Annotated in this window: 18 protein-coding genes; 14 read left to right on the top strand and 4 right to left on the bottom strand. The window is 63.6% G+C overall.

What is annotated here, in order from left to right; all coding sequences use genetic code 11:
• Window positions 1-83: 83 nt before the first annotated feature.
• From H8S62_RS05400 to H8S62_RS05455, 12 genes are all read left to right on the top strand, one after another.
• Entirely contained in the window at window positions 84-1463 is a 1380-nt protein-coding gene (locus tag H8S62_RS05400) for an MmgE/PrpD family protein (RefSeq protein WP_186918726.1), read from the top strand.
• A 175-nt stretch (window positions 1464-1638) separates the two neighbouring features.
• Window positions 1639-2718 (top strand): NAD/NADP octopine/nopaline dehydrogenase family protein, encoded by a 1080-nt coding sequence (locus H8S62_RS05405; RefSeq protein WP_186918727.1) that lies wholly within the window; start codon window positions 1639-1641, stop codon window positions 2716-2718.
• A 50-nt stretch (window positions 2719-2768) separates the two neighbouring features.
• A complete protein-coding gene (locus H8S62_RS05410; protein ID WP_186918728.1) occupies window positions 2769-3833 on the top strand; it encodes a TRAP transporter substrate-binding protein in 1065 nt (354 codons plus the stop codon).
• Between the two features lie 57 nt (window positions 3834-3890).
• The gene (locus H8S62_RS05415) at window positions 3891-4415 is read left to right on the top strand and encodes a TRAP transporter small permease (protein ID WP_155148084.1); all 525 of its coding nucleotides are present in this window, start codon (window positions 3891-3893) and stop codon (window positions 4413-4415) included.
• The gene (locus H8S62_RS05420; protein ID WP_186918729.1) at window positions 4415-5689 is read left to right on the top strand and encodes a TRAP transporter large permease; all 1275 of its coding nucleotides are present in this window, start codon (window positions 4415-4417) and stop codon (window positions 5687-5689) included. Before H8S62_RS05415 ends, H8S62_RS05420 begins: the two co-directional genes overlap by 1 nt.
• Window positions 5690-5806: 117 nt before the next feature.
• A complete protein-coding gene (locus H8S62_RS05425; protein ID WP_155148088.1) occupies window positions 5807-6523 on the top strand; it encodes an aspartate racemase/maleate isomerase family protein in 717 nt (238 codons plus the stop codon).
• Window positions 6524-6533: 10 nt separating this feature from the next.
• Complete coding sequence (locus H8S62_RS05430; RefSeq protein ID WP_155148090.1) at window positions 6534-7244, top strand: maleate cis-trans isomerase family protein; 711 nt, start codon at window positions 6534-6536, stop codon at window positions 7242-7244.
• Window positions 7245-7294: 50 nt separating this feature from the next.
• The gene (locus H8S62_RS05435) at window positions 7295-8641 is read left to right on the top strand and encodes a sigma 54-interacting transcriptional regulator (RefSeq protein WP_186918730.1); all 1347 of its coding nucleotides are present in this window, start codon (window positions 7295-7297) and stop codon (window positions 8639-8641) included.
• A 55-nt stretch (window positions 8642-8696) separates the two neighbouring features.
• A complete protein-coding gene (locus H8S62_RS05440; RefSeq protein WP_155148094.1) occupies window positions 8697-9968 on the top strand; it encodes an NAD(P)/FAD-dependent oxidoreductase in 1272 nt (423 codons plus the stop codon).
• Window positions 9965-12103 (top strand): molybdopterin-containing oxidoreductase family protein, encoded by a 2139-nt coding sequence (locus H8S62_RS05445; RefSeq protein ID WP_155148096.1) that lies wholly within the window; start codon window positions 9965-9967, stop codon window positions 12101-12103. The genes H8S62_RS05440 and H8S62_RS05445 overlap by 4 nt, the downstream gene beginning before the upstream one ends.
• Window positions 12100-12603 (top strand): 4Fe-4S dicluster domain-containing protein, encoded by a 504-nt coding sequence (locus H8S62_RS05450; RefSeq protein WP_155148098.1) that lies wholly within the window; start codon window positions 12100-12102, stop codon window positions 12601-12603. The genes H8S62_RS05445 and H8S62_RS05450 overlap by 4 nt, the downstream gene beginning before the upstream one ends.
• A gap of 111 nt (window positions 12604-12714) precedes the next feature.
• Window positions 12715-13713: an ornithine cyclodeaminase family protein gene (locus tag H8S62_RS05455; protein WP_155148100.1), complete on the top strand. Its 999-nt coding sequence runs from the start codon at window positions 12715-12717 to the stop codon at window positions 13711-13713.
• 105 nt (window positions 13714-13818) lie between these two features.
• On the opposite strand, the gene H8S62_RS05460 is transcribed toward H8S62_RS05455, so the two are convergent.
• Entirely contained in the window at window positions 13819-15192 is a 1374-nt protein-coding gene (locus H8S62_RS05460; RefSeq protein ID WP_155148102.1) for a penicillin-binding transpeptidase domain-containing protein, read from the bottom strand.
• Window positions 15179-16987 carry an FtsW/RodA/SpoVE family cell cycle protein gene (locus tag H8S62_RS05465; protein ID WP_341481020.1) on the bottom strand — a complete coding sequence of 603 codons (1809 nt, stop codon included), beginning with the start codon at window positions 16985-16987 and terminating at the stop codon, window positions 15179-15181. The genes H8S62_RS05460 and H8S62_RS05465 overlap by 14 nt, the downstream gene beginning before the upstream one ends.
• 132 nt (window positions 16988-17119) lie before the next feature.
• Between H8S62_RS05465 and H8S62_RS05470 the strand changes: the two genes are divergently transcribed.
• Together H8S62_RS05470 and H8S62_RS05475 are read left to right on the top strand one after the other, a co-directional pair.
• Window positions 17120-17311 (top strand): ferredoxin, encoded by a 192-nt coding sequence (locus tag H8S62_RS05470; RefSeq protein WP_155148103.1) that lies wholly within the window; start codon window positions 17120-17122, stop codon window positions 17309-17311.
• A 558-nt stretch (window positions 17312-17869) separates the two neighbouring features.
• The gene (locus tag H8S62_RS05475) at window positions 17870-19516 is read left to right on the top strand and encodes a Na/Pi cotransporter family protein (protein ID WP_155148105.1); all 1647 of its coding nucleotides are present in this window, start codon (window positions 17870-17872) and stop codon (window positions 19514-19516) included.
• A gap of 133 nt (window positions 19517-19649) precedes the next feature.
• On the opposite strand, the gene H8S62_RS05480 is transcribed toward H8S62_RS05475, so the two are convergent.
• Window positions 19650-21524, bottom strand: coding sequence for a DUF4914 family protein (locus H8S62_RS05480; RefSeq protein WP_155148106.1), 1875 nt, complete (start codon window positions 21522-21524; stop codon window positions 19650-19652).
• 300 nt (window positions 21525-21824) lie between these two features.
• Window positions 21825-23516 carry a bifunctional diguanylate cyclase/phosphodiesterase gene (locus H8S62_RS05485; protein ID WP_186918731.1) on the bottom strand — a complete coding sequence of 564 codons (1692 nt, stop codon included), beginning with the start codon at window positions 23514-23516 and terminating at the stop codon, window positions 21825-21827.
• Between the last annotated feature and the right edge of the window lie 201 nt (window positions 23517-23717).

Here is a 23717-nt window from a genome sequence, read left to right on the forward strand (position 1 = left end):
CGAATTTGAGATCCATATTGGCACGCTGCTTGCTTCTTATATTGGCGAAAGCAAACCTCAAAACCAAACGAGGAGGAAATGAAATGACGATTACCAAGACCCTCGCACAATACTCCGCAGACCTGAAGTACAGCGACCTGCCCGCCGAAGTGGTGGACATGGCCAAGAAAATGACCATCCAGACCGTGGGCGCCGCTCTGGCCTCCAAGCCGATGGAGTTCACCCAGAGCGTCATCGACTTCGGCAAGAAGGCCTACGGCCCCGGCAATGAGGCCACCCTCATGCTGGACGGCTCCAAGACCTCCCTGCTGGGCGCGGCCTTTGTGAACTCCACCGTGGCGGACAATATCGACTGGGAGGACTGCTCCTGCACCGGCCACCCCTCCGCCAGCCTTATTCCCGTGTCCCTGGCCATCTGTGAGGCCCGGGGCCTCTCCGGCAAGGAGTACATCGAGGGCGTCATCGCCGGGTTCGAGGTCTATCAGCGCGTTGCCCGGGCCATCCAGCCTCCCGAGGGCCATGACAATCGCAAGGGCTGGGGCCTCACCAGCTGGCAGATCTACGCCGCCGCCGCCCCCGCCGCCAAGCTCTTCAAGCTGGACGCTAAGAAGACCGAGCAGGTCTACGGCATGGCCGCCGTCCTCACCGCCGTGCCCAGCAACATCGTCCACGGCACCATGTCCAACGTCTACCACTACCAGCACGGCTTCTGCTCTCACGACGGCCTGATGGGCGCGCTCCTGGTGGAGCACGGCGTGGACGGCATGCAGGAGGCCTTCGACGGCCCCTTCAGCTACGGCACCAACCTGACCATCGAGCACAAGACCGAATGGTACAACAAGGAGCTGGGCAGCCGCTACCTCATCATGGAGACCCTGCTGAAGCACTGGCCCACCAATATGTGGGTGCAGACCTCCCTGGACATTATGAACGCTCTGGTGAAAGAGCACAGGTTCGGACCGGACGACGTGGAGGAGATCATCGTCGATCCCCCCACCCAGTCCCGCATGATGTTCCACCCCGAGGGCTTTGAGAAGATCATCGAGGCCCAGTACTCCATCCCCTTCTGCATCGCCGCGCTCCTGTGCGACCCCACCCCCGGCCCCCAGTGGTACACCGAGAAGAACATGCGCGACCCCAAGGTGCTGGAGGTGGCAGCCAAGGTCCACGGCTCCGACGCCGAGCCCCAGCTTCTCATGGACTCCTTCTCCAACTTCCGCAAGGGTGAGTTTGCCTCCAAGACCATCACCGTGAAGCTGAAGGACGGCCGTACCGTCTCCGGCAGCATCGACTACCCCAAGGGCCATCCGAAGAACATGCTCACCATGGAGGAGGTCTGCGACCGCTTCCGCATCGAGGCGGCCCACACCCTCTCCCCTGAGAAGGTGGAAGAGGCCCTGGACACCCTGCTGCACATCGACCAGCTCCAGTCCCTGGAGAAGATCGGCGAGATTCTGCACTAATTCCAGAGGGCCCAATCCCCCGGATACGGCGCGGTTTGATTTACCCTGTTTCACGCCCGCCGGCGCAGTATTTTTATCAGACTCAGATTTTACCTCCCCCGGTTCCCACTTTGTTCCCGCCTAGCGGAAATTCTGCAACGCTATATAATTGTTAATTTGAAAGGAAGTCTTCTCCATGAGCAAAAAAGTCACAGTCGTAGGCGCCGGCGGCACCGGCATCTGCACCGCCGCCGACCTCACCCTGTCCGGTCATCACGTCACCCTTTGCGACGTGGCCGGCCGCAGCGACGACCGCATCGAGATGGTCCGCGCCCGGGGCGGCGTGAACCTGACCGGTAAGGGGCAGAACGGCTTTGCCGTCATCGAAAGCATCACCACCGACTTCGCCCAGGCCATCCCCGGCGCCGAGATCATCATCATCTGCGCCCTCTCCACCCGCCATGCGGAGATCGCCCAGGCCGTCGTCCCCCACCTGGAGGACGGACAGACCGTCCTCTTCTCCGCGGGCAATATGGGCTCCATCATCTTCCGCCAGGAGATGGTCAAGGCCGGCTGCACCAAAGACGTGGTCACCGGCGAGCTGGAGGGCAACATGTTCCCCTGCCGCCTGTACGACAACGCCGAGGGCTTCATCGGTATGCCCTTCAAGCCCCGCACCGCCGCCGCTTTTCCCGCCAAGGACAATGATAGGCTCGTCGCGGCCCTCTGCCAGCTCTGGGAGACCCATGCGGCCACCAATGTGTTTGAGACCAGCCTCAACGCCTCCAATATCGTGGTCCACCTGGGCGGCTCCCTGCTGAACACCAGCCTGGTGGAGCAGACCGAGAACTTCTGCTTCTACAATCAGGGCCTGACCCCCAGCGTCCTGAAGGTCATTGAGGCCACCGCCGCCGAGCGCGATGCCATCAACGGCAAGCTGGGCTACCCCGTCCGCTCCAGCGTGGGCTTCATGAAGCAGCTGGCCGACAAGGAGGGCTTCCCCCAGTTCGACTCCTTCCGCGGCCTGGAGGGTCCCCTCTCCATGAGCGACCGCTATATCTTTGAGGACGCCCAGTCCGGCTCCACCTTCCTGAACGCCGTCGGTCAGGCCGTGGGCGTGGACACCCCCCTGGCCCGCGCCTTCGTCGCCATCGCCTCCGCCATTAACGGCGCGGACTACGCCTCCACCGGCATCACCATGGAGCGCCTGGGCATGGCCGGTCTGGACGCCGAGGGCATCAACAAATTCCTTTACGAGGGACCGAGCGCAAACTGAATCCGTCAGTTTTAATCAGCAACCGCAAAATAGAAAGGATGGACCTCATTATGAAGAAGAAAGTATTCTCTCTCCTGCTGGCCTCCGCTCTCCTGATTGGTTGCCTCGCCGGCTGCGGCGACAAGAACACCCCCTCCGGCTCCAAGGACCCCGCCCCCTCCGGCAGCGGCTCCTCCGGACAGACCGTCTCCCTGAAGCTGGGCCACGTGGGCCCTCCGGGCTCCACCATGGACATTGTAGCCCAGGGCATTGCAGAGCAGGTCAAGGAGGCCACCAACGGCTCCGTTGAGATCATCGTCTACCCCCAGGGCCAGTTGGGAGACGAGACCGTCATGCTGGACTCCACCCTCAGCGGCACCCTGGATATGGCCATGATCGGCACCCCCGTCATGTCCACCGTGTTCCCCGAGTTCAACGCCCTGTGCCTGCCCTTCCTGTTCCGCGACACCGATGAGTTCTTCTCCATCGTCCAGACCGACGAGTTTATTGAGAAGACCAACGCCATCACCAGCCAGAAGGGCGCCGTCCTCCTGGGCTACCCCAACGGCGAGCAGCGGGGCCTCTCCAACGTGAAGCACGAGGTCCGCACCCCCGCCGACATGGCGGGCCTGAAGATCCGCGTTATGAACGGCTCCATCTATACCGATACCTTCGCCGCCCTGGGCGCCACCACCTCCACCATGCCCTTCGGCGAGGTGTACACCGCCCTCCAGCAGGGCGTCATCGACGGCGAGGACAACGGCCTGGACTTCATGACCAAGCAGAAGTTCTCCGAGGTGGAGAAGTACCACACCAACCTGGGCCATGCCATCCAGACCAACCCCTTCATCGTCAACTCCGGCGTGTGGGACAAGCTCTCCGCCGATCAGCAGCAGGCGATTAAGGACGCCATCAAGACCCAGCAGGACGCCTATGCCGTCACCCTGGCCACCGAGCTTGAGAAGGCCGTTACCAACGCCGAGGAGGCCAAGGTCAACCTGGTCATGGAGCTCACCGACGAGGAGTACGGCGCCTTCCGGGACGCCTGCTCCGGCGTGTACGAGAAGTATCAGTCCATCATTGGCGACGAGTTCTACAACTACGTGCTCGGCCTGGTTGACGCGGCCCGCAAGTAACACGCAAAGGGGGCCGGAGCGCTGCTCCGGCCCCCGTGTTAAAATGAGGAGAAATATATGAAGGATAAGGTATTACACGTCCTGGACGTGATAGAGGGCTACCTCCTGGCAATTCCCTTCGTACTGCTCTGTGTGCTCATCGTGGTGGACATCGCTATGCGCACCTTCTTCCAGTCGGGCCTCTCCTGGCTGGAGGAGTTCGGCCGCTATGTGCTGGTTTTCGGCACCTTCCTGGGCGCCAGCATGGCCATCCGCACCGACGACCACCCCCGTATGACCGCCCTCCTGGTGGCCGTCCCCCATACGGTCCGACAGATTCTGAAGATTGTGGGCGACCTCATCTGCATCGTGGGCCTGGCCGTGGTGGACTACTACTCCTGGCTCCAGATTGCCAGCATGATGCGCATCGGCACCATGACCTCCACCCTCCCCGTCCCCCTGTGGGTGCCCTACGTCATCATCCCCATCGCCCTGTGCACCATGGCTGTCCGCTATGTAATCGAAACCGTGAAAGACATCAGGCTGCTTGTCCACCCCCCCAAGAAGAAGGATGAGCTGGCCACGGAAGGAGGAGAGGGCTGATGGTACTGGTAATCGCGTTCTTCGCCCTGCTGCTGCTGGGTATTCCCATCGCCCTGGTGGTCCTCATCGCCTCCACCATGGGCATCGCCGCCTACTCCGGAACCTCGTTGCAAATTGTCACCCAGTTTCTCTTCTCGGGCCTTAACAACTACGTGCTGCTGGCCATCCCCTTCTTCATCATGTCCGGCACCATCGCCTCCCGGGGCAATACCTCCAAGTATCTGACCCAGGTGATGCGGATGATCTTCGGCCGGATCAAGGGCGGCAGCGTCATCGCCGCCATCGCGGCCTGCACCTTCTTCGCCGCCATCTCCGGCTCCTCCATCGCCACCATCGTGGCGGTCGGCTCCCTGATGATGCCCGCCCTGATTAAGGAGGCCTATCCCGAGAGCATGGCCATCGGCTCCATCACCGCCGGCGGCTCCATCGGCGTGCTGATTCCCCCCAGCGCCCCCATGATTGTCCTCTGCGTGGCCATGGGCACCTCCGTGGGGCAGCAGTTCGTCTCCGGCATCATCCCCGGTCTCCTGCTTGCCCTGGCCTGGTGCCTGTACGTGTACATCGTCTCCCGCAAGCACAACTACGGCTCCGCCGAGAAGTACACCGCCAGGGAGTCCCTGTCCATCCTCTTCAAGGCCATCCCCGCCCTGCTCTACCCCATCATCGTTCTGGGCGGCATCTACAGCGGCCTCACCACCCCCACCGAGGCGGCTGCCATCAGCGTGGTATACGTTATCCTCATCGAGCTCTTCGTCTACCGCACCACCAAGCCCAAGGACCTCATCGCAGGTCTCAAGGGCAGTCTGGTCTCCGCCGCCACCATGACCCTCATCGTCTCCGCCGCCCAGGTGCTCACCTGGTTCGTCACCACCCAGCAGATTCCCGTCATCGTCACCGGCTGGATTACCGGAGCGGTCTCCAGCAAAATCCCCTTCCTGCTCCTGGTGCTCCTCATGTTCTTCGTCGCGGGGTGCTTCATGGATCTGGTGGCCCTGCTTCTCATCCTGGGCCCCATCATGTCGCCCCTGCTGGCCAGCTACGGAGTCAACCCCATCCACTTCGGCGTCATCTGCATCATGGCGGCCCAGATTTCCTTCATCACGCCGCCCTTCGGCCTGAACCTCTATGTCTCCATGAACCTGACCAAAAAGGGTCTGGTGGATGTGGCGAAGTACACGCTGCCCTATCTCATTATCCTGGTGGGCGTCACCCTGCTCATCACCTTCTGCGAGCCCATCTCCATGTTCCTGCCCAATCTGATGAAGCCGGTTTAAAATCGCTCCGCCTGCTTTCTCCCACCGCTTGACCCGCGCGGCAAATTCCCGTATGATGAGAGTAACAAAAGCGACGCTCCCACCTATTTTCCGCCATTGAAGGAAGGAACGAAGACTATGGGCATCTATGAAAAAACGATTGGTATCATCGTTCCCTCTGCTGGTACCGCTAGCGAAATCGCCTACCACACCTATGTCCCGAAGGAAATCGCCGTCGCCACGGCCAGAGTGAAGTTCAATCAGATCTCCTATCAGGACCTGACCGAGATGATCGACGTGGTGAAATTCACCGCCGAGAACATCTGCGCGACCGACCCGGACGTCATTGTCTTCGGCAGCATGATGGCAAGCTGCATCAGCGGCGCGGCCATCCGCAACATCATCGAGCAGCACACCGGCATCCCCTGCATCACCACCTTCCGCTCCCTGGTGAAGGTCCTGGACCGCTTCGGGTACCGCAATCTGGCGGTGGTGTCCGCCCTCAGCAACGAGCTGGGACTGCTGCTCAAGACAAATTTGCAGAAATACGGTGTGGAGCGCTGCGAGGTCAAGACCCTCTACAAGGACGGCCAGACCCCCTATCTCTCCATCAAGGAGATTGAGAGTATCCCCTACGAGAGCATCTACCGGGCGGCCAAGAGCATGGATCTCACCGGCTTCGACGCCGTCCTCTTCGACAGCTCCGGCCTCCAGGGCATGGACCGCATCCCCGAGCTGGAGGCGGAGCTGGGTCTGCCCGTCCTCTTCGCCGACCAGTATACCCTATGGCACGCCCTGCGCACCATCGGCGTGGACGCCAAGCTTCCCCACCTGGGCAAAATCTTTGAATACTGAGGCAAGCGCTATGTATGGAGATACAGGACGCATCGGGCTCATCTGCCCGGGCGTGACCCCATCCATTGAGATGGATTTTCACCAGCATCTGCCCGAGGGACTGGCCCTCTCCACCACCCGGGTCCCCTACCGGGAGGTCACCATGGAGGGCCTTCAGGAGATGAGCGACCAGGTGGTCCGGGCCGCCGCCGCGTTCAAGGGCTTTCCCATGGACCTGGTCTGTTTCTGCTGCACCACCGGCAGCATGGTGGGCGGCAGCGACTACGACAGGCGGCTCGTCGCCGACATCGAGGCCGCCTGCGGCATTCCCGCCCTCACCACCAGCACCGCACTCATGCAGGCCTTCCAGGCCATGAAGGTCCAAAGCGTGGCCATCGCCACCCCCTACAGCGGCCCCCTCAACGAAATGGAGGCGGCCTTCCTGGCCGCCAACGGCTACCATACCACCACCATCGAGGGCCTGGGCCATACGGATACACGGGTCATTCCCTTTGTCCGGCCCGAGGAGATTTACGCCCTGGCCCGGCGGCAGGACGTGCGGGGGGCGGACGCCCTCTTCATCTCCTGCACCGGCATCTGCGCCCTGGGCTGCATTGAGCCGCTGGAGCGGGAACTGGGCATTCCGGTCCTCACAAGCAACCAGGCCACCATCTGGGGCTGCCTGCGCAAAATCGGCAATGCCGCAAAGGTCCCCGGGCTGGGGCGGCTTTTCGAGATCTGACCCGCCGGCTCCCCCCGAACCCACCGCCATTGACAGAGGAGGTCGTCACCTTGGAGACACAGGAGACCGGAAAAGAAAAACGGCTGACGCGGAAGGAGCGGGTCTTTCACCAGCTCTCCGAGCTGACGTGCAAGGTCACTCTGGACGACATCCGCTCCGTCCTCGGCTCCGGCTTTGAGGCGGGCGTCATCGGCGGCGCTCTGGGCATCACCCCCAACAACACCTGTATGGAGCTGGGCGCGCTGCTGAAGGAGGAACGGGTGGTCAAGATTCTGGGCCGCCCGGTGTACTTCTTCGCCCGCGAGGAGCTGGAGCAGAGCCTGGGCATCCGGTTTTCCCAGTGCATCTTCAAGAACTATGGGGAGTTTCGGGACACCGTGGACCGGCTTTTAAGAAGCGTCTCCGACGGCCGCACCAGCCCGAAGCTCCCGCCGGTGTCCATCGACCCCACCGGCAGCTTCAGCCGGCTGGTCGGCTCCCGTGAGAGCCTGCGGCCCAACATCGACCAGGCCCGGGCCGCAATCCTCTATCCGCCCAGCGGCCTCCACTGTCTTATAACCGGCCAGACCGGCGTGGGCAAGAGCCATTTTGCCGAGGCCATGTACGACTTCGCCGTGGAGCAGGGCGTCATCGCCAGGGACGCGGCCTTCGTCATCTACAACTGCGCCAACTACTTTGAGAACCCCCAGCTCCTTCTCTCCCAGCTCTTCGGGTATAAGAAGGGCGCCTTCACCGGGGCAGACCGGGACACCCCCGGCGTGGTGGATCAGGCCGACGGCGGCATTCTCTTCCTGGACGAGGCCCACCGTCTCTCCCCCGAGGGACAGGAGAAAATGTTTCTCCTCATCGACAAGGGCATCTACCAGCGCCTGGGCGAGACCAAGGAGTACCACCACGCCCGGCTGCGCATCATCGCCGCCACCACCGAGGACCCCAAGTCCATCCTGCTGCACACCTTCCTGCGCCGCATCCCGGTGCTGATTCAGCTCCCCAGTCTGGAGGAGCGGGGCGTGAACGAGCGCGTGAGCTTCATCATGAATTTTCTCTGGCAGGAGTCGGGCAATGTGGGCTGTCCCCTGCGGGTCCACCGGGAGGTCATCCGGGCGCTGTCCATGTACAAGTGCCCCAGCAACATCGGCCAGCTCCAGTGCGACGTGAAGCTCCTCTGCGCCTCCGCCTACCTCTCCCGCGCCATGGGCATCCAGGACCGGGACGAGGAGGGCATCACCCTGGAGCTCTCCCACCTGCCAAAGCGGGTGGAGGAGGGCCTCTTTAAAACCGGCGTCAACGCCGACCGCATCTTCTCACGCTATCCCTTCTACAGCCACGAGTACGTCCTGGTGGACCAGTCCCAGGGCGACTTCACCGCCTTGCTGGAGGAGTGCGGGATTCAGTAAACAGGCTCCCTCCGGGGGAGCCCACAACCTCAATCGAAAGAAATGAGGCCACAACATGAACAAAATCGCAGTCATCGGATTCGGCTGCGCCGCCGTCCACGGCATCCAGGGGATGCGTGAGGGCGGCTATACAGGCGAAATCCATGTTTTCGCTCCGGTGGACACCCCGCCGGAGAACCCCATGCTCACCACCTACTATGCCTCCGGCCGCATCTCCCCCGAGGGCCGCTATCCCTTCGGCACCGTGGCGGAGCTGCAGGAGAAATACGGTCTGACCCTCCACCTGAACGACCCGGTAACACGCTTTGACGCCGAGGCCAAAACCCTGACCACCCGGTCGGGCGGCGTCTTCGCCTGGGACGGCGCACTCATCGCCTCCGGCGCCAACCCCTGGGCCCCGCCCATGGAGGGGGACGGCGGGGACGAGTGCTTCCCCATGCGCACCATGGCCGACGCCCAGCGGCTCAAGGACCGTCTCGCCCAGGGCGGCGTGAAAACCGCCCTGGTGGTGGGCGCGTCCATGATCGGCATCAAGGCGGTGGAGCTCTTCGTCAATGCGGGTATCTCCTGCACGCTGGCGGATATCGCCCCCCACATCTTCCCCCTGGCCGCCCTGGACGGCACGGCCGCACGGGTGGAGACGTATCTCAGGGAAAAGGGCGTGGAGCTGCGCTTCAACGCCGGCGCAGCCGCCATCGGCAAGCGGCCTGACGGCGGCTATACCGCCGCCTTTACCGACGGCTCGGCCATGGACGCCGACCTCATCGTCCTCTGCGTGGGCACCCGGACCAATCTGCCCTTCCTCATCCCCGGCCAAATCAATGTAAACCGGGGAATCGTGGTGGACGACCATATGCGCGCCAGCGTCCCCGGCGTTTACGCCGCGGGCGACTGCTGCGAGGGCAACAACCTCCAGTCCGGACAGACCCAGGTCATCGGCCTGTGGGAGCGCGCCGGGACCCAGGGACGCACCGCCGGAGCCAATTTGGCGGGGGAAAACGCCGTCTGCGACGGCGGTATGGTCCAGAACATCACCCATTTTTTCGATATGGACTTCATCAGCGTGGGCGACAAGCGCCTGAGCGGCGAGAGTGTCTCCTTCACCGGCCAGGGCGGCAGACTCTACATAGAGGCCGTCGTGGAGGCCGGACAGATCCGCTGTGTCAACCTGCTGGGGGGCCACCGCATCTCCGGGGTAATCCGCAGCAGGCTGTGGAAGACCGCCCGGGGCGGCGCCAGGGGCCTCTCTCCCGAAGAGATTGGCCTGCTGCGCCGTGAGGACGTGCCCGAGGGCTTTATTACATTACTGGGAGGGTCCGGTCTATGAAAGACATCGACCGCCTGTTAAAGGCCAAAATCCCCTGTCCCGAGACCGGGATAGAGGTCAAGCATACCATCTGCGACATCTGCTCCCCCACCTGTCACTGCGGCGTGGACGCCTATGTGAAGGACGGGAAAATCATCAAGGTGGAGGGCACCAGGGAGCACCCCCTCAACCAGGGCGTGCTCTGCACCAAGGGCGCGGCCAACCGGGATTACATCTACCGCGAGGACCGCATCAAGACCCCCCTGCGCCGGGTTGGCGCGCGGGGCGAGGGCAGGTTTGAGCCCATCTCCTGGGATGAGGCGTATACCGAGATCGGCGCTCGCCTCAACGCCGCCAAGGAGACCTACGGGCCCAACTCCGTGGCCTTCTTCTCCGGCTTCTCCAAGTGGTACCGCCCCATCTTCAAGCGCTTCGCCTACTCCTTCGGCTCCACCAACTACGCCACCGAGTCCAGCGTCTGCTTCGAGTCCACCGTCATCGCCTGGAAGGCCACCGCCGGCATGTTCTCCGTGCCCGATGTCGAGCACACCAAGGTCTTCCTGGGCTGGGCGCTGAACCCCCACTACTCCGATCACCTCACCGCCTTCAACGTCCTCCAGTATAAAGAGCACGGCGGCAAGGTCATCATTGTCGACCCCCGTAAGACACCCGCCGTGGACAAGTACGCCGATATCCACCTCCAGCTGAGGCCCGGCACAGACGGCGCACTGGCCCTGGGCATGGCCAAGCTCATCATCGAAAACGGCTGGCAGGACCAGGAGTTCATCGACAAGCATACCTACGGCTACGAGGAGTACGCCGAGTATGTCAAGCAGTTCGACCTGGACCGGGTGGCCGGGATTACCGGCCTGAGCCCCGACGACATCTATGAGGCCACCAAGCTCTTCGCCACCGCCCACCCCGCGGCGGTCCACCAGTCCGCCTCCCCCGTGACCCACCACCACAACGGCTTCCAGAACTACCGGGCCCTCATCTCCCTGTGCGCCCTCACCGGCAACTACGACTGCCCCGGCGGCGTGTTCCCCATGCCGCCCACCTATACCATCCAGTGCGCCGGCTTCCCCACCCGCGAGCACGAGTTCGCCGACGAGGTGAAGCCCACCCACGGCACACCCCTCATCGGCGCGGGCCGCTTCCCCGTGTGGGACGCCTTCATGGACGAGTTCCAGGCCATGGATCTCACCCGCACCCTGGAGGAGGGCACCCCCTACCCGGTGAAGGCCCTCTTCGGCCTGGGCATCAACGCCCGGATGTTCCCCGAGACCGGCCGCTTCCTGAAGGCCCTCGGCAGCCTGGACTTCTTCGTGGCCGCCGATCTCTTCCTCACCGACACCTGCAAGTACGCCGACATTGTGCTCCCCTCCTGCTCCTCCTTCGAGCGGGGCGAGTACAAGGTCTACCCCGGCGGCTTCTCCCTGTTCACCAAGCCGGTCATCACGCCCCTCTACGAGAGCAAGAGCGACGTGGACATGCTCTGTGAGCTGGCCCGGCACATGAATCTGGGCGACCCCCTGCTGGAGGCAGGCTACAAGGCCTGCGTCAACGACATCATCCGGGACCTCTCCGTCACTGTGGAGAGCTTGGAGCAGTCCGACTTCCCCGTCATGACCCCCGAGGCCCGGCCCCCCATGTTCGGGGCCTACCGGGAGCACGGCTTCCCCACCCCCACGGGCAAGTTCGAGTTCAAGTGCTCTGTCATTGAGAAATTCCCCAAGGAGTGGGGCGTCAGCGCCATTCCCACCTGGACCGACCCCCTGGAGGATGAGGAACCCTATCCCTTCACCCTCACCAGCGGCGCGCGGCTGCCCAACGCCATCCACTCCCGCGCCCACGACGTGCCCACCCTCCGCTCCCTGCGGCCCGACCCCCTGGCGGACATCCACCCCGACGACGCCGCCGCCGCGGGCGTCAGCCAGGGCGATATGGTAGAGCTCTACAACGCCCACGGCTCCATCCGCATGAAGGCCAACCTGACCACCCGCGTCCGCCCCGGCAATATCCACATCTATCACGGCTACCGGGAGGCCAACGCCAACGACCTCATCGGCGCGGCCCACCTGGACCCCTGCACCGGCTTCCCCGGCTTCAAGTCGGCCGGCTGCCACATGAGACGCTGCGAGGAGGAGAAGGCATGAAACTGATTCTCGACCTGGACACCCACCGCTGCTCCGCCTGCGGCGCGTGCGCCATCGCCTGCATGGACCAAAACGATATCGACCCCCGTGAGACCGCCCCCTTCCGCTCCGCCTTCTGCGTGGAGACCTGCACCGGCGAGGGCGACAAGCGGACCTACCTCTCCATGGCCTGTATGCACTGCGCCGACGCCCCCTGCGTCCTGGCCTGCCCCTCCGGCTGCATCACCAAGGACCCGGAGACCGGCTTTACCCTCTGTGACAACACCAACTGCATCGGCTGCCACTCCTGCGCCATGGCCTGCCCCTTCGGCGCCCCCTCCTTCAACCGTGAGGGGAAGATGGTCAAGTGCGGCGGCTGCGCCGTCCGGGTGGAAAACGGCCTGGAGCCCGCCTGCGTGCGCGTCTGCGGCCAGCACGCCCTGACTCTGGTCACCGAGGAGGAGTACAAGAAAAAGCACCTGGAGACCTCCCTCAAGAAGATTACAGACCTGATCGGTTAAGCCAATACCGGGGCGGCGGCATATGCCGCCGCCCCGGTTCTTGACTCAGCGGCCCCGGGGCTGTCCGGTCCGTATCGGACAGCCGTACCAGTAAGGAAAGGAAGTCATCCCATGCCGGAATGCCAAGTGCGCCTCCTGAGCAAGGAGGATGTGGACGCCCTCCTCACGGAGGAGGACGTGATCTCCACCGTGGAGGCTGTTTTCCGCGGCTGCGCCGCCGGGCGCGTCACCCAGACCCACCCCGAGATGCTTTTCGCGGACGAGGGGCGGGAGAATATGTTTATGCCCATGCCCGCCCTTCTGCAGGAGCGGGGCGTGGCGGGCCTCAAATGGGTCAATATGTTCGGCAGGCAGCAGCCGGGCTACCCCGCCATGTTCGGCCATCTCATCGTCCTCAACTCCCCGGAGAACGGCGGACCCTACGCCATTGTGGAGGGCACCGCCATTACGAACCGCCGCACCGCGGGGGGACACGCCGTGGCGGCCGCCAAGGTCCTGGCCCGGCCAGACGCGCGGGTCATGGCCGTCGTGGGCTGCGGCTCCCAGGGGCGGCAGGGGCTGAACGCCTTTCTCCCCCGCTACCCGCTGGAGGAGGTGCGGCTCTACGACCGCTTTCCCGCCGCCGCTGAGGCCCTGGCGGCCGGGGCCTCAGCCCGGTGCCCCGGTGTTCGTTTCACCGTCTGCGAGGCCCCCAGGGCCGCTGTCGCGGGGGCGGACATCGTCCTAACCGCCACCACCTCCAAAGAGACTCTGGTGGAAGGCGGCTGGCTCGCCCCCGGCTCCTTTACCGCCGCCCTCTTCCACTTCAACGACCTGGACTGGCGCTACGCCAGGGCCTGCGACAAGTGGGTGCTGGGCCTGCGTGAGGCCGACTACGGCAGCATCCTGCACAACAAGGATGTGCTGGCCAAGGGCGCGGATTTGAAGCCCGGTGAGGAATACGGGGACCTGAGCGATGTGCTCACCGGCAGGCTCCCCGGCCGCACCAGAGCGGACGAGCGGATTCTCTATACCCATATGGGCATGGGCGCGCTGGATGTGGCTTTGGCCGACGTGGTCTTCCGCCGGGCCGTGGAGACCGACCGCGGTCAACTGTTCCGCTTTGCCTGAAGTCGTCCACATGACGTAAATTCTACGGGCGGCAGGCTGCGCCCCCGTCCACAAAATGTAAAAAGGAGCGCGGACGCTATGCGTCCGCGCTCCTTTTCAATTCTGTCAATACCCGTTTACCACCGCGTCCAGCACCTTGGCGGCCACGCTGCCCGCCGTGTCCGCGCCGCTGCCCCCCTCCTCCACCAGGACTACAAAGGCGTAGGGTGCGTCTTCATTGCGGAGAAACCCGGCGAACCAGGCGTTGGGGGCCTTGCCACCCCCCACCTCGGCGGTGCCCGACTTGGCGCAGATGTCCATATTGGGGAATCTCCACGACCCGTAGGAGTTTTCCACGTTCCCCGCCATCATCTCCGCCATGGCGGCGGCGGTGGCGCCGTCCACCAGGTTCCCCGTCATATGCTGAAAGTAGGGCGAGACATTCAGCCCCATGCCGGTCTCGGTCTTGAGCACCAGCTGGGGCACGGCGGCCCTGCCGCCGCCTCCGATGGCCCCCATGTATACCATCAGCGCGCAGGGATTCACCGCGTCGCTGTACTGCCCCACGCCGGCCCAGCCCAGCTGGTTTTCCGTGGCCCCCTTGAGGTCCACCCGCCCGGCGGCGGTGCTGATGCCGCTGACGGTATAGCGCCCCGTCAGCCCGGCCTGATCGGCGCAGCTCTGGAGCCTGGCCGCCCCCAGCTCCACCGCGAGCTGGGCGAAGACTCCGTTGCAGGAGTTTGCCAGCGCCCCCTTGATGTCCATTTCGCCGTGGGCGCTGGGGCAGGTCACCGCCTCGCCCCCCACCAGAGTGGAGCCGGTGCAGGTCCAGGTCCGGTCGAAGAGGTCGGGGATGTTCTCAATGGCCGCCTCCAGGGTCACGGTCTTGAAGACCGACCCGGGCACGAAGGTCCCCGACAGGAAGCGGTTGAGGTACACGCCGTCGTACCGCTCGTCCCCGTCCTCAATGACCGGCGGATTGGCCGGGTCGAAGGTGGGTGCGGACACCATGCACAGGATCTCGCCGGTCCTGTAGTTGTAGACTCCCACCGCCCCCTTCCTGCCCCCCAGGGCGTTGTAGGCGATGTAATTGTACCGGGCGTCCAGGGTCAGGTAGAGGTCGTTCCCCGTCCCCAGGGGCGTGTAGGCGCCCGTAAAGAGGTTGTACCCCGAGAGCCTGTCGGCAAAGGCCACCAGCGCCCCGGTGCCGATGTTCCCCGAGGGGTCGCCCACGGCGTGGAGGGTGGCCCTGCGCACGGTCTCGCTCTCGTAGTACCTGCGGTTTCCGTCGTCGTCCACCCAGGAGAGCACATCCCCGTCCCGGTCCAGCACCCGGCCCACCGAGAGCTGCCCCCTGCTGTTATAGAGGTGGCGGTTTGCCGCGAAGGAGACCCACTTGCCGCCGTAGGCCACGAAGCGGAAGCAGAAGAATGCCAGCCCCAGCAGGAGCGCGGCCGCCAGCAGCAGACACATGGCCGCACGTTTCTCAATCTTCCTCATCGTCCGCCTCCTGCGCTTCCATCTGGCAGAATGCCGCTTCGTTTGCCCGACGCTCCTCTCTCCGCGACGGCAGGCGGATGGCAAAGCTGGCGTTCTGCCGGGTGTCGGTGGCCTTGAGGAACGCCAGCAGCCCCCAGCACGCCAGCATGGCCGACCCGCCGTTGGAGACGAAGGGGAAGGTCACGCCGGTGAGCGGCAGAATGTCCACCGCGCCGAAGACGTTCAGGCAGGTCTGGAAGACCAGCAGTCCGCCCGCGCCGCAGGCGGCGATGGTATAGAAGCTGGACCTCCCCGCCCGGCAGGCCCGGACGGCGAAGACCGCCAGGGTAATGATGCAGAGCACCGCCAGCACCGCGATGATGAGTCCCCACTCCTCGCAGAGCATCCCGAAAACCAGATCGGTGTCCCCGGCCCCCACGCGGTGAAGCCAGCCCTCCCCCGGCCCCACGCCGATGAGACCGCCGGAGGCCGCCGCCGACATGGCCCGGGTCTGCTGGTAGCCGCTGCCCACCGAGGCGTTCTCCCAGGCGTGGCCCCAGGTGGCAAAGCGCTGGAGGATATAGGGCTTGAGCGTCATAATCATTCCCGCGCCGAAAACCGCGCCGCCGGTGATGAGGGCCAGAGTGGCCCAGTCGCCGGAGCGCAGGTAGGCGATGACCAGGAAGGTGACGAAGAAGATCGCCGCGGTGCCGAAGTCGCTCATAAGGGCCAGGCACCCCAGGCACGCTCCGGTGAGGACGATAAAGAGCCACAGGTTTCGCTTGCGGAACAGCCGGTCCAGGGTGGCGGCCCCGGCGAAGATATAGCAGATTTTCGCAATTTCCGAGGGCTGGAGGGACAGCGGTCCCAGGCGCAGCCAGTTCTTGGCCCCGAACTGCCGGGTCCCCAGCACCAGCGTGATTACCAGCAGTCCGATGGCCGCTCCGGCTGCCAGCCAGCGCAGCTTCTTCACCCGCTCCAGATCCCGCAGGACAATGCCCAGCACCACGAAGACGCCCAGCCCCATCAGCATGGCGGCGAACTGCTTGAAGAGGGACCCGGGCGCTGAGGAGGCCGTCACCGCCAGGGAGAGGGTGGAGAGGAAAAAGGCGATGGTCTCCATCTCAAAGCCCACCCGCCGGACAGAGCGCAGAAACATGAAGTAGGCCCACATGACGCCCATCAGGCACAGGAAGGTGGTGGGCACGGCGGCGGTGGCCCGTTCGCCCAGGCCGATGACCAGCTGCACGGCGGTGAGGGCCTGGAAGATGGTGAGGAAAATCAGCCCGATCCAGGGGGACACGGGCCGGGCGGCCCGCCGGGCCTTCCGCCGCCGCTCCTTCTCCTCCGGCGGGACGGGCAAAAGCACGGTCTCCACGCCGCCCAGGCTCAGCACGTCGCCGTACCGCAGGGCGGTATTTCCCTCCACCGTCTCCCCGTTGACCTCCACGCCCCCCTTGGAGTCCAGGTCGTAGACCGTCCAGGTGTCGTCCTCGGCGCGGATAAGGGCGGCGTGCTGGCGGGAGACGGTGGGATAGCCCAGCACCACGTCGGACGCGCCGCCCCGGCCCAGGATATTCTCCCAGTGGGTCAGGGGCTCGCTGGCGCCGTTGGGCATGGTCAGATAGGCCCACACCTCTGGCACGTGGGGCACGGTCAGCAGGGAGCGGATGGTGCGGATGAGGATGAGCAGGGCCAGGATGGGAAACAGGAACCGGACCACGGTGGTATACCACGCGATGATTTCCGGGTTCGCGGCCAGAGCATTCGCAATGCCGTCCATCAGGTTCTGAGGGACGGATAAAACAGCGTCCAAAGGGGTCTCCCTCCTTTCGGGAAACAGAACATGGAAAGGTATCTAGGTATTATAGCATAAAAATATGAGGAAACAAGCACGGATTGTCTGTGCCGCGGCCTGGGTATACTATCCCTGAAAGGAGTTGTCTGCATGGAAATCAGCATTGAACGCACCGACTGTATCTCCTGCGGCCTCTGCGTCGGCGCCTGCCCGGAGGTCTACCGCTTCGCCGACGACGGATTGGCCGAGGTCTATCACCAGCCCGAGGGCGAGGCGCAGGAGCGCTCCGCCAGGGCGGCGGCCGGGGGCTGCCCGGTGAGCATTATCTACGTGGAGGAGTAAAAAGCCGCCGCGGACGAAATATGCGTAAAAAGGCGCGAGGTCCTCTCATACGGACCTCACGCCTTTTTACGCCTTCACCCCCGCTCAATTTCCGTGCGGCGGACAGCCAGGCCGGAGAGAGGCGGAGGCCGCCCGCCGTCCTTACCGACACCCACATCGACTGTATCCAGACGGACACCCGCCCCATCACGCCCCAGCAGCCGCTGTGTCACCCACGGTATCAAGTCCCCGCGCCGCTCCCCTCGACGCTGCGCTCCCGGCCCGCCGTCCTGTTTTCGCGCCCCCCGCTCCAATGTAAAGCTTTTGTAAAGTCTCTTGACGCTCAAATTTACTTTTTGTATACTAAATGGCGTGTGAGTTTACAAATTTGCTGCTGAGGAAGGGTCTTTGCCATGACGCAGGCCGCGGCGTATTCCGACAACCGCCGACGGTGGGGCTTCCACCGCCGTACTCCTTAAAATACTGACATCACCTGCCTTTCCAGTCGGAACGGCGGGCGATGTCTTTTTCTTTGTGAAGCGGCAAAAATAGAGACAAGCCATTCAAAGGAGAGAGAATATGAAGTTGACAGATATCCTCGCCCTGCTCGGCGGCCTGGCGCTCTTCCTGCACGGGATGCAGCTGATGAGCTCCGGCCTGGAGGCCGCCGCCGGCAACCGCATGAAAGGCATTTTGGAGAAGCTGACCTCCAACCGCATTTTGGGCGTGGCCGTGGGCGCGGTCATCACCGCGGTCATCCAGTCCTCGTCGGCCACCACCGTCATGGTGGTGGGCTTCGTCAACTCCGGCATGATGACCCTGCGCCAGGCGGTATGGATTATCATGGGCGCCAATATCGGCACCACCATCACCGCCCAGCTCATCACGCTGGACGTGGGCGCCCTGGCGCCGCTGATGGCCTTCATCGGCATTGTCCTGATGGTCTTCCTGAAAAAGCCCCAGGCCCACCACATCGGCAGCATTCTGGCGGGCTTCGGCATTCTCTTCATCGGCATGGATATGATGAGCGGGGCGATGGTCCCCCTGCGGGAGTCCGCCGCCTTCATCGAAATCGTCTCCACCTTCTCCAATCCCCTGGTGGGCATTCTGGTGGGCGCGGTCTTCACCGCCATTATCCAGTCCTCCTCCGCCTCGGTGGGTATTCTCCAGGCGCTGGCCATGAGCGGCGTCATTGGCCTGCCCACGGCGGTCTATGTGCTCTTCGGCCAGAACATCGGCACCTGCATCACCGCCGTCCTGGCCTCGGTGGGCACCAGCCGCAACGCCAAGCGGACCACCATCATCCATCTGCTCTTCAACGTCATCGGCACCGTCGTCTTCACCACAATTTGTATTCTGCTGCCCCTGACCGACTGGGTCGCCGCCATTACCCCCGCGGACCCGGTGGCTCAAATCGCCAATATGCATACCCTCTTCAACATTGTCACCACGCTTCTGCTCCTCCCTGTGGGCGGGCAGCTGGTGAAGCTGGCCATGCGTATCCTGCCCGACCGCAAGGAGGACGTCGTGGAGGGGATGCACCTCGCCTTCCTCAAGCCCCTCACCGTCAACCAGGACCGCACCATCGCCATCGGCAACTCCGCCATTTATCTCACCCAGATCCGCGAGGAGCTGGGCCGGATGCTGGGCATGGCCCGGGGCAACATCGACCTGTCCTTCCGCGCCGTGCTGGACTGCGACCCCGCCCTCCTGCCCCAGGCCGCCGCGACGGAGGACTATCTGGACTATCTCAATAAAGAGATCTCCCAGTATATCTCCAAGGTCATCTCCCACGAGACCAATGAGAGCGACTCCGCAGCCGTCTCCGCCTACTTTAAAATTACCGGCAACATCGAGCGCATCGGCGACCACGCCATGAATATCTGCGAGTACACCACCATGATGCAGGAGAAGGATATCCGCTTCTCCGGCGCGGCCCGGACCGAGATTGAGGAGATGCGCGCCGTCTGCCTGGAGGCGCTGGACGCCCTGTCCGCCCAGGATATCACTCCGGTCACCTGGCTGCGGGACGTGGCCGCGCTTGAGCAGCGCATCGACGACATGACCCGCGAGTTCCGCAGGGCCCAGCTGGAGCGGATGAAGTCCGGCTCCTGCTCCGACGAGGCCTGCATCCTCTTCTCCGAGCTCCTCACCGACTTTGAGCGTATCGGCGACCACGCCCTCAATATCGCCCAGGAGCGGGACGCGGTGGCCATAGGGGCCTAGCGCACGCAACGCGGGCAGGACGCATCACACGGCCCCTCCCCCCGTGAGCTCCCGCGTTTTTCCTTCCCCTTTCTCAGCAAAGAGGAGAGCGGCGGCATCCCTTTTGGGATGCCGCCGCTCTCCTCTTATACTCTCACTGAAGGCCCAGCGGAATAATGTCGCAGTAATCCTGAATGGAGCCGCCCCTCTTAAAGCACTCCAGGATCTGCTTGCCCACGGGGTGCAGCTCCTCCACGTCGTAGACCGCCAGCTCCCTGGCGAAGAAGTCATTGAGGATTTTCGCGCCCTTGTCATACCCCGCCTCGCCCAGGGTCTCCTGGGTCTCGGGGCGGAGGAACTTGCTGGAGATCTGCTGGCCGTCCACCTTCATCTCCTTGAGGGCGTAGCCCAGGAGGGGACAGCGGGCGGGGACCAGCCGGTCCATCTTCATATTCACGCCGCCGCGGCGGGCCAGATACTCGCGGGAGATCCACTCCGCCGCGAAGCCCACCTTCCACACGCCGATGTGCTGGTTGGGAATGAGCACGTACCGGGTGCCGGAGCAATTGATAATCTGCTCCAGCAGCAGGTTGGCCTGGGCCACCCGCTTGCCGGTGGCGAAGGGCCAGTAGGAGCCCACACCCTCGCTGGCCAGGGCGGAGCCGCCGTTGATGCTGGGGTTGTTGAAGCCCCGGGGGGCCACCAGCCGCCACAGCCAGGCCAGGGCGGGCGGGATGATGTGCATCAGGCCCATAATGCCATAGCTGGGGGTTTTGGCCGTGTTGGGGGGCATCCGCACGCCGAAGGAGCGCACGTCCACCTCCACCGGGGACCAGACAATGTTGTGAATCATCCGGCGCGGGATGATGACCCGTGGGTTGGGACAGGGCTTGCCGGTGGTATCTATTGTGTGCTCCCACGGGAGGCAGGTGGCCCGGGGCACCCCCGCGATGTTGAAGAACACCAGCGGCTCCTTGGAGTGGATGGCGATCTTCTCGTACATGGGGTCGCAGCCGTACTCGGTGATGCCGTCCACCCGCACAAACCAGCCGTCCTCGCCGTCGGCCAGGGCCAGCTTGCCGCTGTTCTTCTGGAAGGACGGGTGGCAGATGGCCATGTCGTCGGTGACCGGCTCGATGGTACAGGTGTCGCTCATGGAGATAAAGCGCTCCTCGTCGGTCTGGATGTTGTGCCCCAGGAGCACGCGGCCGTCCTGGGCGCGGGGCACGTCCTGCAGCAGCTCGCTCTTGCCGCCGCCGGAGGCGCCCTCGTGCATCATGACCATCTCATTCTCGTAGGGGGTGATAATCCGGGCGGCGGAGGCGTGGGCGGTCACCCAGCCCTCCTGCTCCCCGATGTCCAGCAGGACGCTGTAGATGCCCTTCTTGGCGGAGGGGCCGGGATAGAGGTTGTAGGAGAAGATCTCGTGGAGGTCCTCGTGGCGGCTATGTACAACCACCTGCTTTCCGTCAAAGCGGGTGTTGCGGAAGGGGGGCGCCACGTAGATCACCGCCCGGGGGGTGAAGTGCTCCACGTTCTTGACCTCCACGAAGGCCTGGAGCTGGCTGAGGGCAAAGGCAAAGAAGGCCGCGTTCCGGGGGCAAACCAGCACCGAGTCGTAGCCGTACTGGTAGCCGCCCGCCTTGAAGGGCACCAGAATCAGCTCCTGCCGGGTGAGCCAGCGGAGGGTCTCCTCCCGAAGAACGGAGAAGTCGTAGCCATACACATCCTCAAAGCGGGGCTTGTCGGTTGGCAGGTTGTCGGCAATGCGCATACAGTCCGGGTCCCGGCGGCGCATATAGTCCTCCACAAAGTTGACGGCGGCGCCGTTTTTGCAGCGTACCACCTCCGCCTCTTTCACACTCTTGCCATCCACATCGTAGATGACCTCGATTTTGTCCGTGTGCTCATTGCCGAATATCAGCTCGAACAGGACTTCCTTGCTCTCCGGGATGATCACGCTGGGACTGTTGTAGACCACAGCCTGCAGCTCCTCCGGCAGAGAGAATTTTTCAAATAATACGTTCATTGGCAGGTCCTCACTTTCTTCCGCGCGGGGCTGGGCGCGGACGACACGTTCGAGAATAACTTTACAGGGAAATAAAGCGTTTGTCAATATCTTAACTTGCGATTTTTTAATGACAAACTTGCAATTATTATGTCATAGTGTACGGCTTGCCCACCCGCCGACCGCCCCGCCCCGCTCCACGGGCGCAACCCCGCGTCCCGCCGTACCAGACAAAAACAGGGCCGTGACCCTCCCTTGGGGAGTCCCGGCCCTGTGCTATCCTATGCAGGCGGCGTTCTGCACGTCAGCCTATCGGATATTTCAATTTTTCTCCCCGGCGCCCTCCCAGTACCGGGCGCGGAACGCCTCCTCCGGCATGGGCCGCGCCAGGTAAAAGCCCTGGATGCTGTCTGCCTGGAGGGTACGGACAGTCTTCAGCTCCTCGTACCGCTCCACGCCCTCCACGCAGACGCTGATGCCCACGCTGTGGCACAGCTGTACCACAGCGCCGATGAAGGAGCGGTTGAAGGAGTTGTCGTGGATGGCGGAGATAAACGCCCGGTCGATCTTCACCTCGTCCGCGGGCGACGCCGCCAGCAGTCCCAGTGAGGAGTACCCGGTGCCGAAATCGTCCATAGCGAGGCGCACGCCCATCTCCCGCAGGGCGCGGAACGTATCCTTCAGCATCTCCATGTCGGTGACGAAATAGCTCTCCGTCAGCTCCAGAACAATATGGCGCGGCTCCAGAGCGTAACGCCGGAGCAGCTCCCGCACCTGGGGCACGAAGTCCTTCTCCAGCATCTGGAGGTAAGAGATGTTGATGTTCATCACAAAATCCGGGCAGAAGGCCGTCCACGCCCGGCAGGTGCGCACCGCCTGCTCCAGCACCCATCGGCCCACGCTCTGTATCAGGCTCGTGGACTCCAGCACGGGGATGAACTCGCCCGGCGAGATCTCCCCCAGGGGGCAGGACCACCGCAGCAGCGCCTCCGCCCCATGGACGGACAGATCCCCCGCCTGGGAGAGGGGCTGGTAGACCATGCGGAAGCGCTCCATGCCCCCGGCCACGCTCATCTGCAATTGGTTTGCGATCTCCATCGAGCGCAGCCGGGCCTCTATCAGCCCTGGAGAGAAGACGGTGCAGATATTCTTGCCCCGGCGCTTGGAGGCCTCCAGCGCGCTGGCGGCGTATTTGATGAGGTCCAGATAGTTGTCCCCGTCCCGGCCAAGCATGGCGATTCCGCCGGACACGGTGCAGTAATAGGACACGCCGTCCACCTCGTGGCGGCGGTTGCTGTAGAAGTGGAGCTTGCGGTACAGTTCCAGCAGGTCCCGCTCTTCCGCGCGGTCCCACAGGATGGCAAACTCGTCGCCGTCAAAGCGGAAGACCTCAGCCCCGTCGGGCAGGTGCCCCTGTACCGACTGGGCAAACTGGCGGAGGACCGTGTCCCCAAAAATGTGGTCGTTGAGGTCGTTGACGCGGGTGAAGTCGTCCAGCCCCAGCAGCAGAAGCCCGCCTGGAGCGCGGCCGCCGTGCTGCTCCGCCAGCCGCGTGACCCGCTTTTCACACTCCCGCTGGGTAAAGAGGCCGGTGGTGTGGTCCACCTTGCCCTTATCGCCCAGACTGGTCACCACCCCCGCAAACATGATGGGCTCGCCCACGCCGTCCCGCTTGAGGCGGCCCCGGCAGACCACCCATATATACTCGCCCTTCCGGTTGCGGATTTGGTATTCCACGTTGTGCTCGTCGGTCTCGCCGTCCATCATCTCCTGAATAGACTGGAAATAGCGGCCCCGGTCCCGCTCGTGCACCGACGCCCCCCAAAGGGGGACAAGACCGGGCACCAGCCGCCCGGGCAGCTCAAAGTCCCGGGCCATGTTCTCCGAGACCAGCGCCAGGTCCTTCTTCATATCCACAATATAAATGTAGTCGTCGGTGCTGGAGACAATCGCATCGTAGAGCAGGGACGGGTCTATATGGAAGGATGCTATAATCTCTTCTATTTTTTCCATATATCCCAGCCTCTTCTCACAAAATGTGCATATAATGCCTGTTGGTGATATACTACCATATCCCCTCTCTTCCTGCAAATATTTCTTTTTACTTTCAAATGCCCCGCGCCGCCGCTCTCTTGCAGTTTTTGCTCCGGTGGGGTATAATACACAATTGATAAGCTGGGGCCGCCTCCGCCGGGAACGGCGTCTGACGCGCCC

It is taken from the genome of Lawsonibacter faecis (assembly GCF_014287675.1).
Taxonomy (GTDB): Bacteria; Bacillota; Clostridia; order Oscillospirales; family Oscillospiraceae; genus Pseudoflavonifractor; species Pseudoflavonifractor faecis.

What these genes read in the sequence shown, in the direction of transcription:
- H8S62_RS05410 (WP_186918728.1), top strand. Translation starts at nt 2,769, where the DNA reads ATGAAGAAGAAAGTATTCTCTCTCCTGCTGGCCTCCGCTCTCCTGATT.
- H8S62_RS05470 (WP_155148103.1), top strand. Translation starts at nt 17,120, where the DNA reads ATGGAAATCAGCATTGAACGCACCGACTGTATCTCCTGCGGCCTCTGC.
- H8S62_RS05455 (WP_155148100.1), top strand. Translation starts at nt 12,715, where the DNA reads ATGCCGGAATGCCAAGTGCGCCTCCTGAGCAAGGAGGATGTGGACGCC.
- H8S62_RS05485 (WP_186918731.1), bottom strand. Translation starts at nt 23,516, where the DNA reads ATGGAAAAAATAGAAGAGATTATAGCATCCTTCCATATAGACCCGTCC.
- H8S62_RS05430 (WP_155148090.1), top strand. Translation starts at nt 6,534, where the DNA reads ATGTATGGAGATACAGGACGCATCGGGCTCATCTGCCCGGGCGTGACC.
- H8S62_RS05420 (WP_186918729.1), top strand. Translation starts at nt 4,415, where the DNA reads ATGGTACTGGTAATCGCGTTCTTCGCCCTGCTGCTGCTGGGTATTCCC.
- H8S62_RS05425 (WP_155148088.1), top strand. Translation starts at nt 5,807, where the DNA reads ATGGGCATCTATGAAAAAACGATTGGTATCATCGTTCCCTCTGCTGGT.
- H8S62_RS05475 (WP_155148105.1), top strand. Translation starts at nt 17,870, where the DNA reads ATGAAGTTGACAGATATCCTCGCCCTGCTCGGCGGCCTGGCGCTCTTC.
- H8S62_RS05400 (WP_186918726.1), top strand. Translation starts at nt 84, where the DNA reads ATGACGATTACCAAGACCCTCGCACAATACTCCGCAGACCTGAAGTAC.
- H8S62_RS05440 (WP_155148094.1), top strand. Translation starts at nt 8,697, where the DNA reads ATGAACAAAATCGCAGTCATCGGATTCGGCTGCGCCGCCGTCCACGGC.
- H8S62_RS05460 (WP_155148102.1), bottom strand. Translation starts at nt 15,192, where the DNA reads ATGAGGAAGATTGAGAAACGTGCGGCCATGTGTCTGCTGCTGGCGGCC.
- H8S62_RS05450 (WP_155148098.1), top strand. Translation starts at nt 12,100, where the DNA reads ATGAAACTGATTCTCGACCTGGACACCCACCGCTGCTCCGCCTGCGGC.
- H8S62_RS05405 (WP_186918727.1), top strand. Translation starts at nt 1,639, where the DNA reads ATGAGCAAAAAAGTCACAGTCGTAGGCGCCGGCGGCACCGGCATCTGC.
- H8S62_RS05480 (WP_155148106.1), bottom strand. Translation starts at nt 21,524, where the DNA reads ATGAACGTATTATTTGAAAAATTCTCTCTGCCGGAGGAGCTGCAGGCT.
- H8S62_RS05415 (WP_155148084.1), top strand. Translation starts at nt 3,891, where the DNA reads ATGAAGGATAAGGTATTACACGTCCTGGACGTGATAGAGGGCTACCTC.
- H8S62_RS05445 (WP_155148096.1), top strand. Translation starts at nt 9,965, where the DNA reads ATGAAAGACATCGACCGCCTGTTAAAGGCCAAAATCCCCTGTCCCGAG.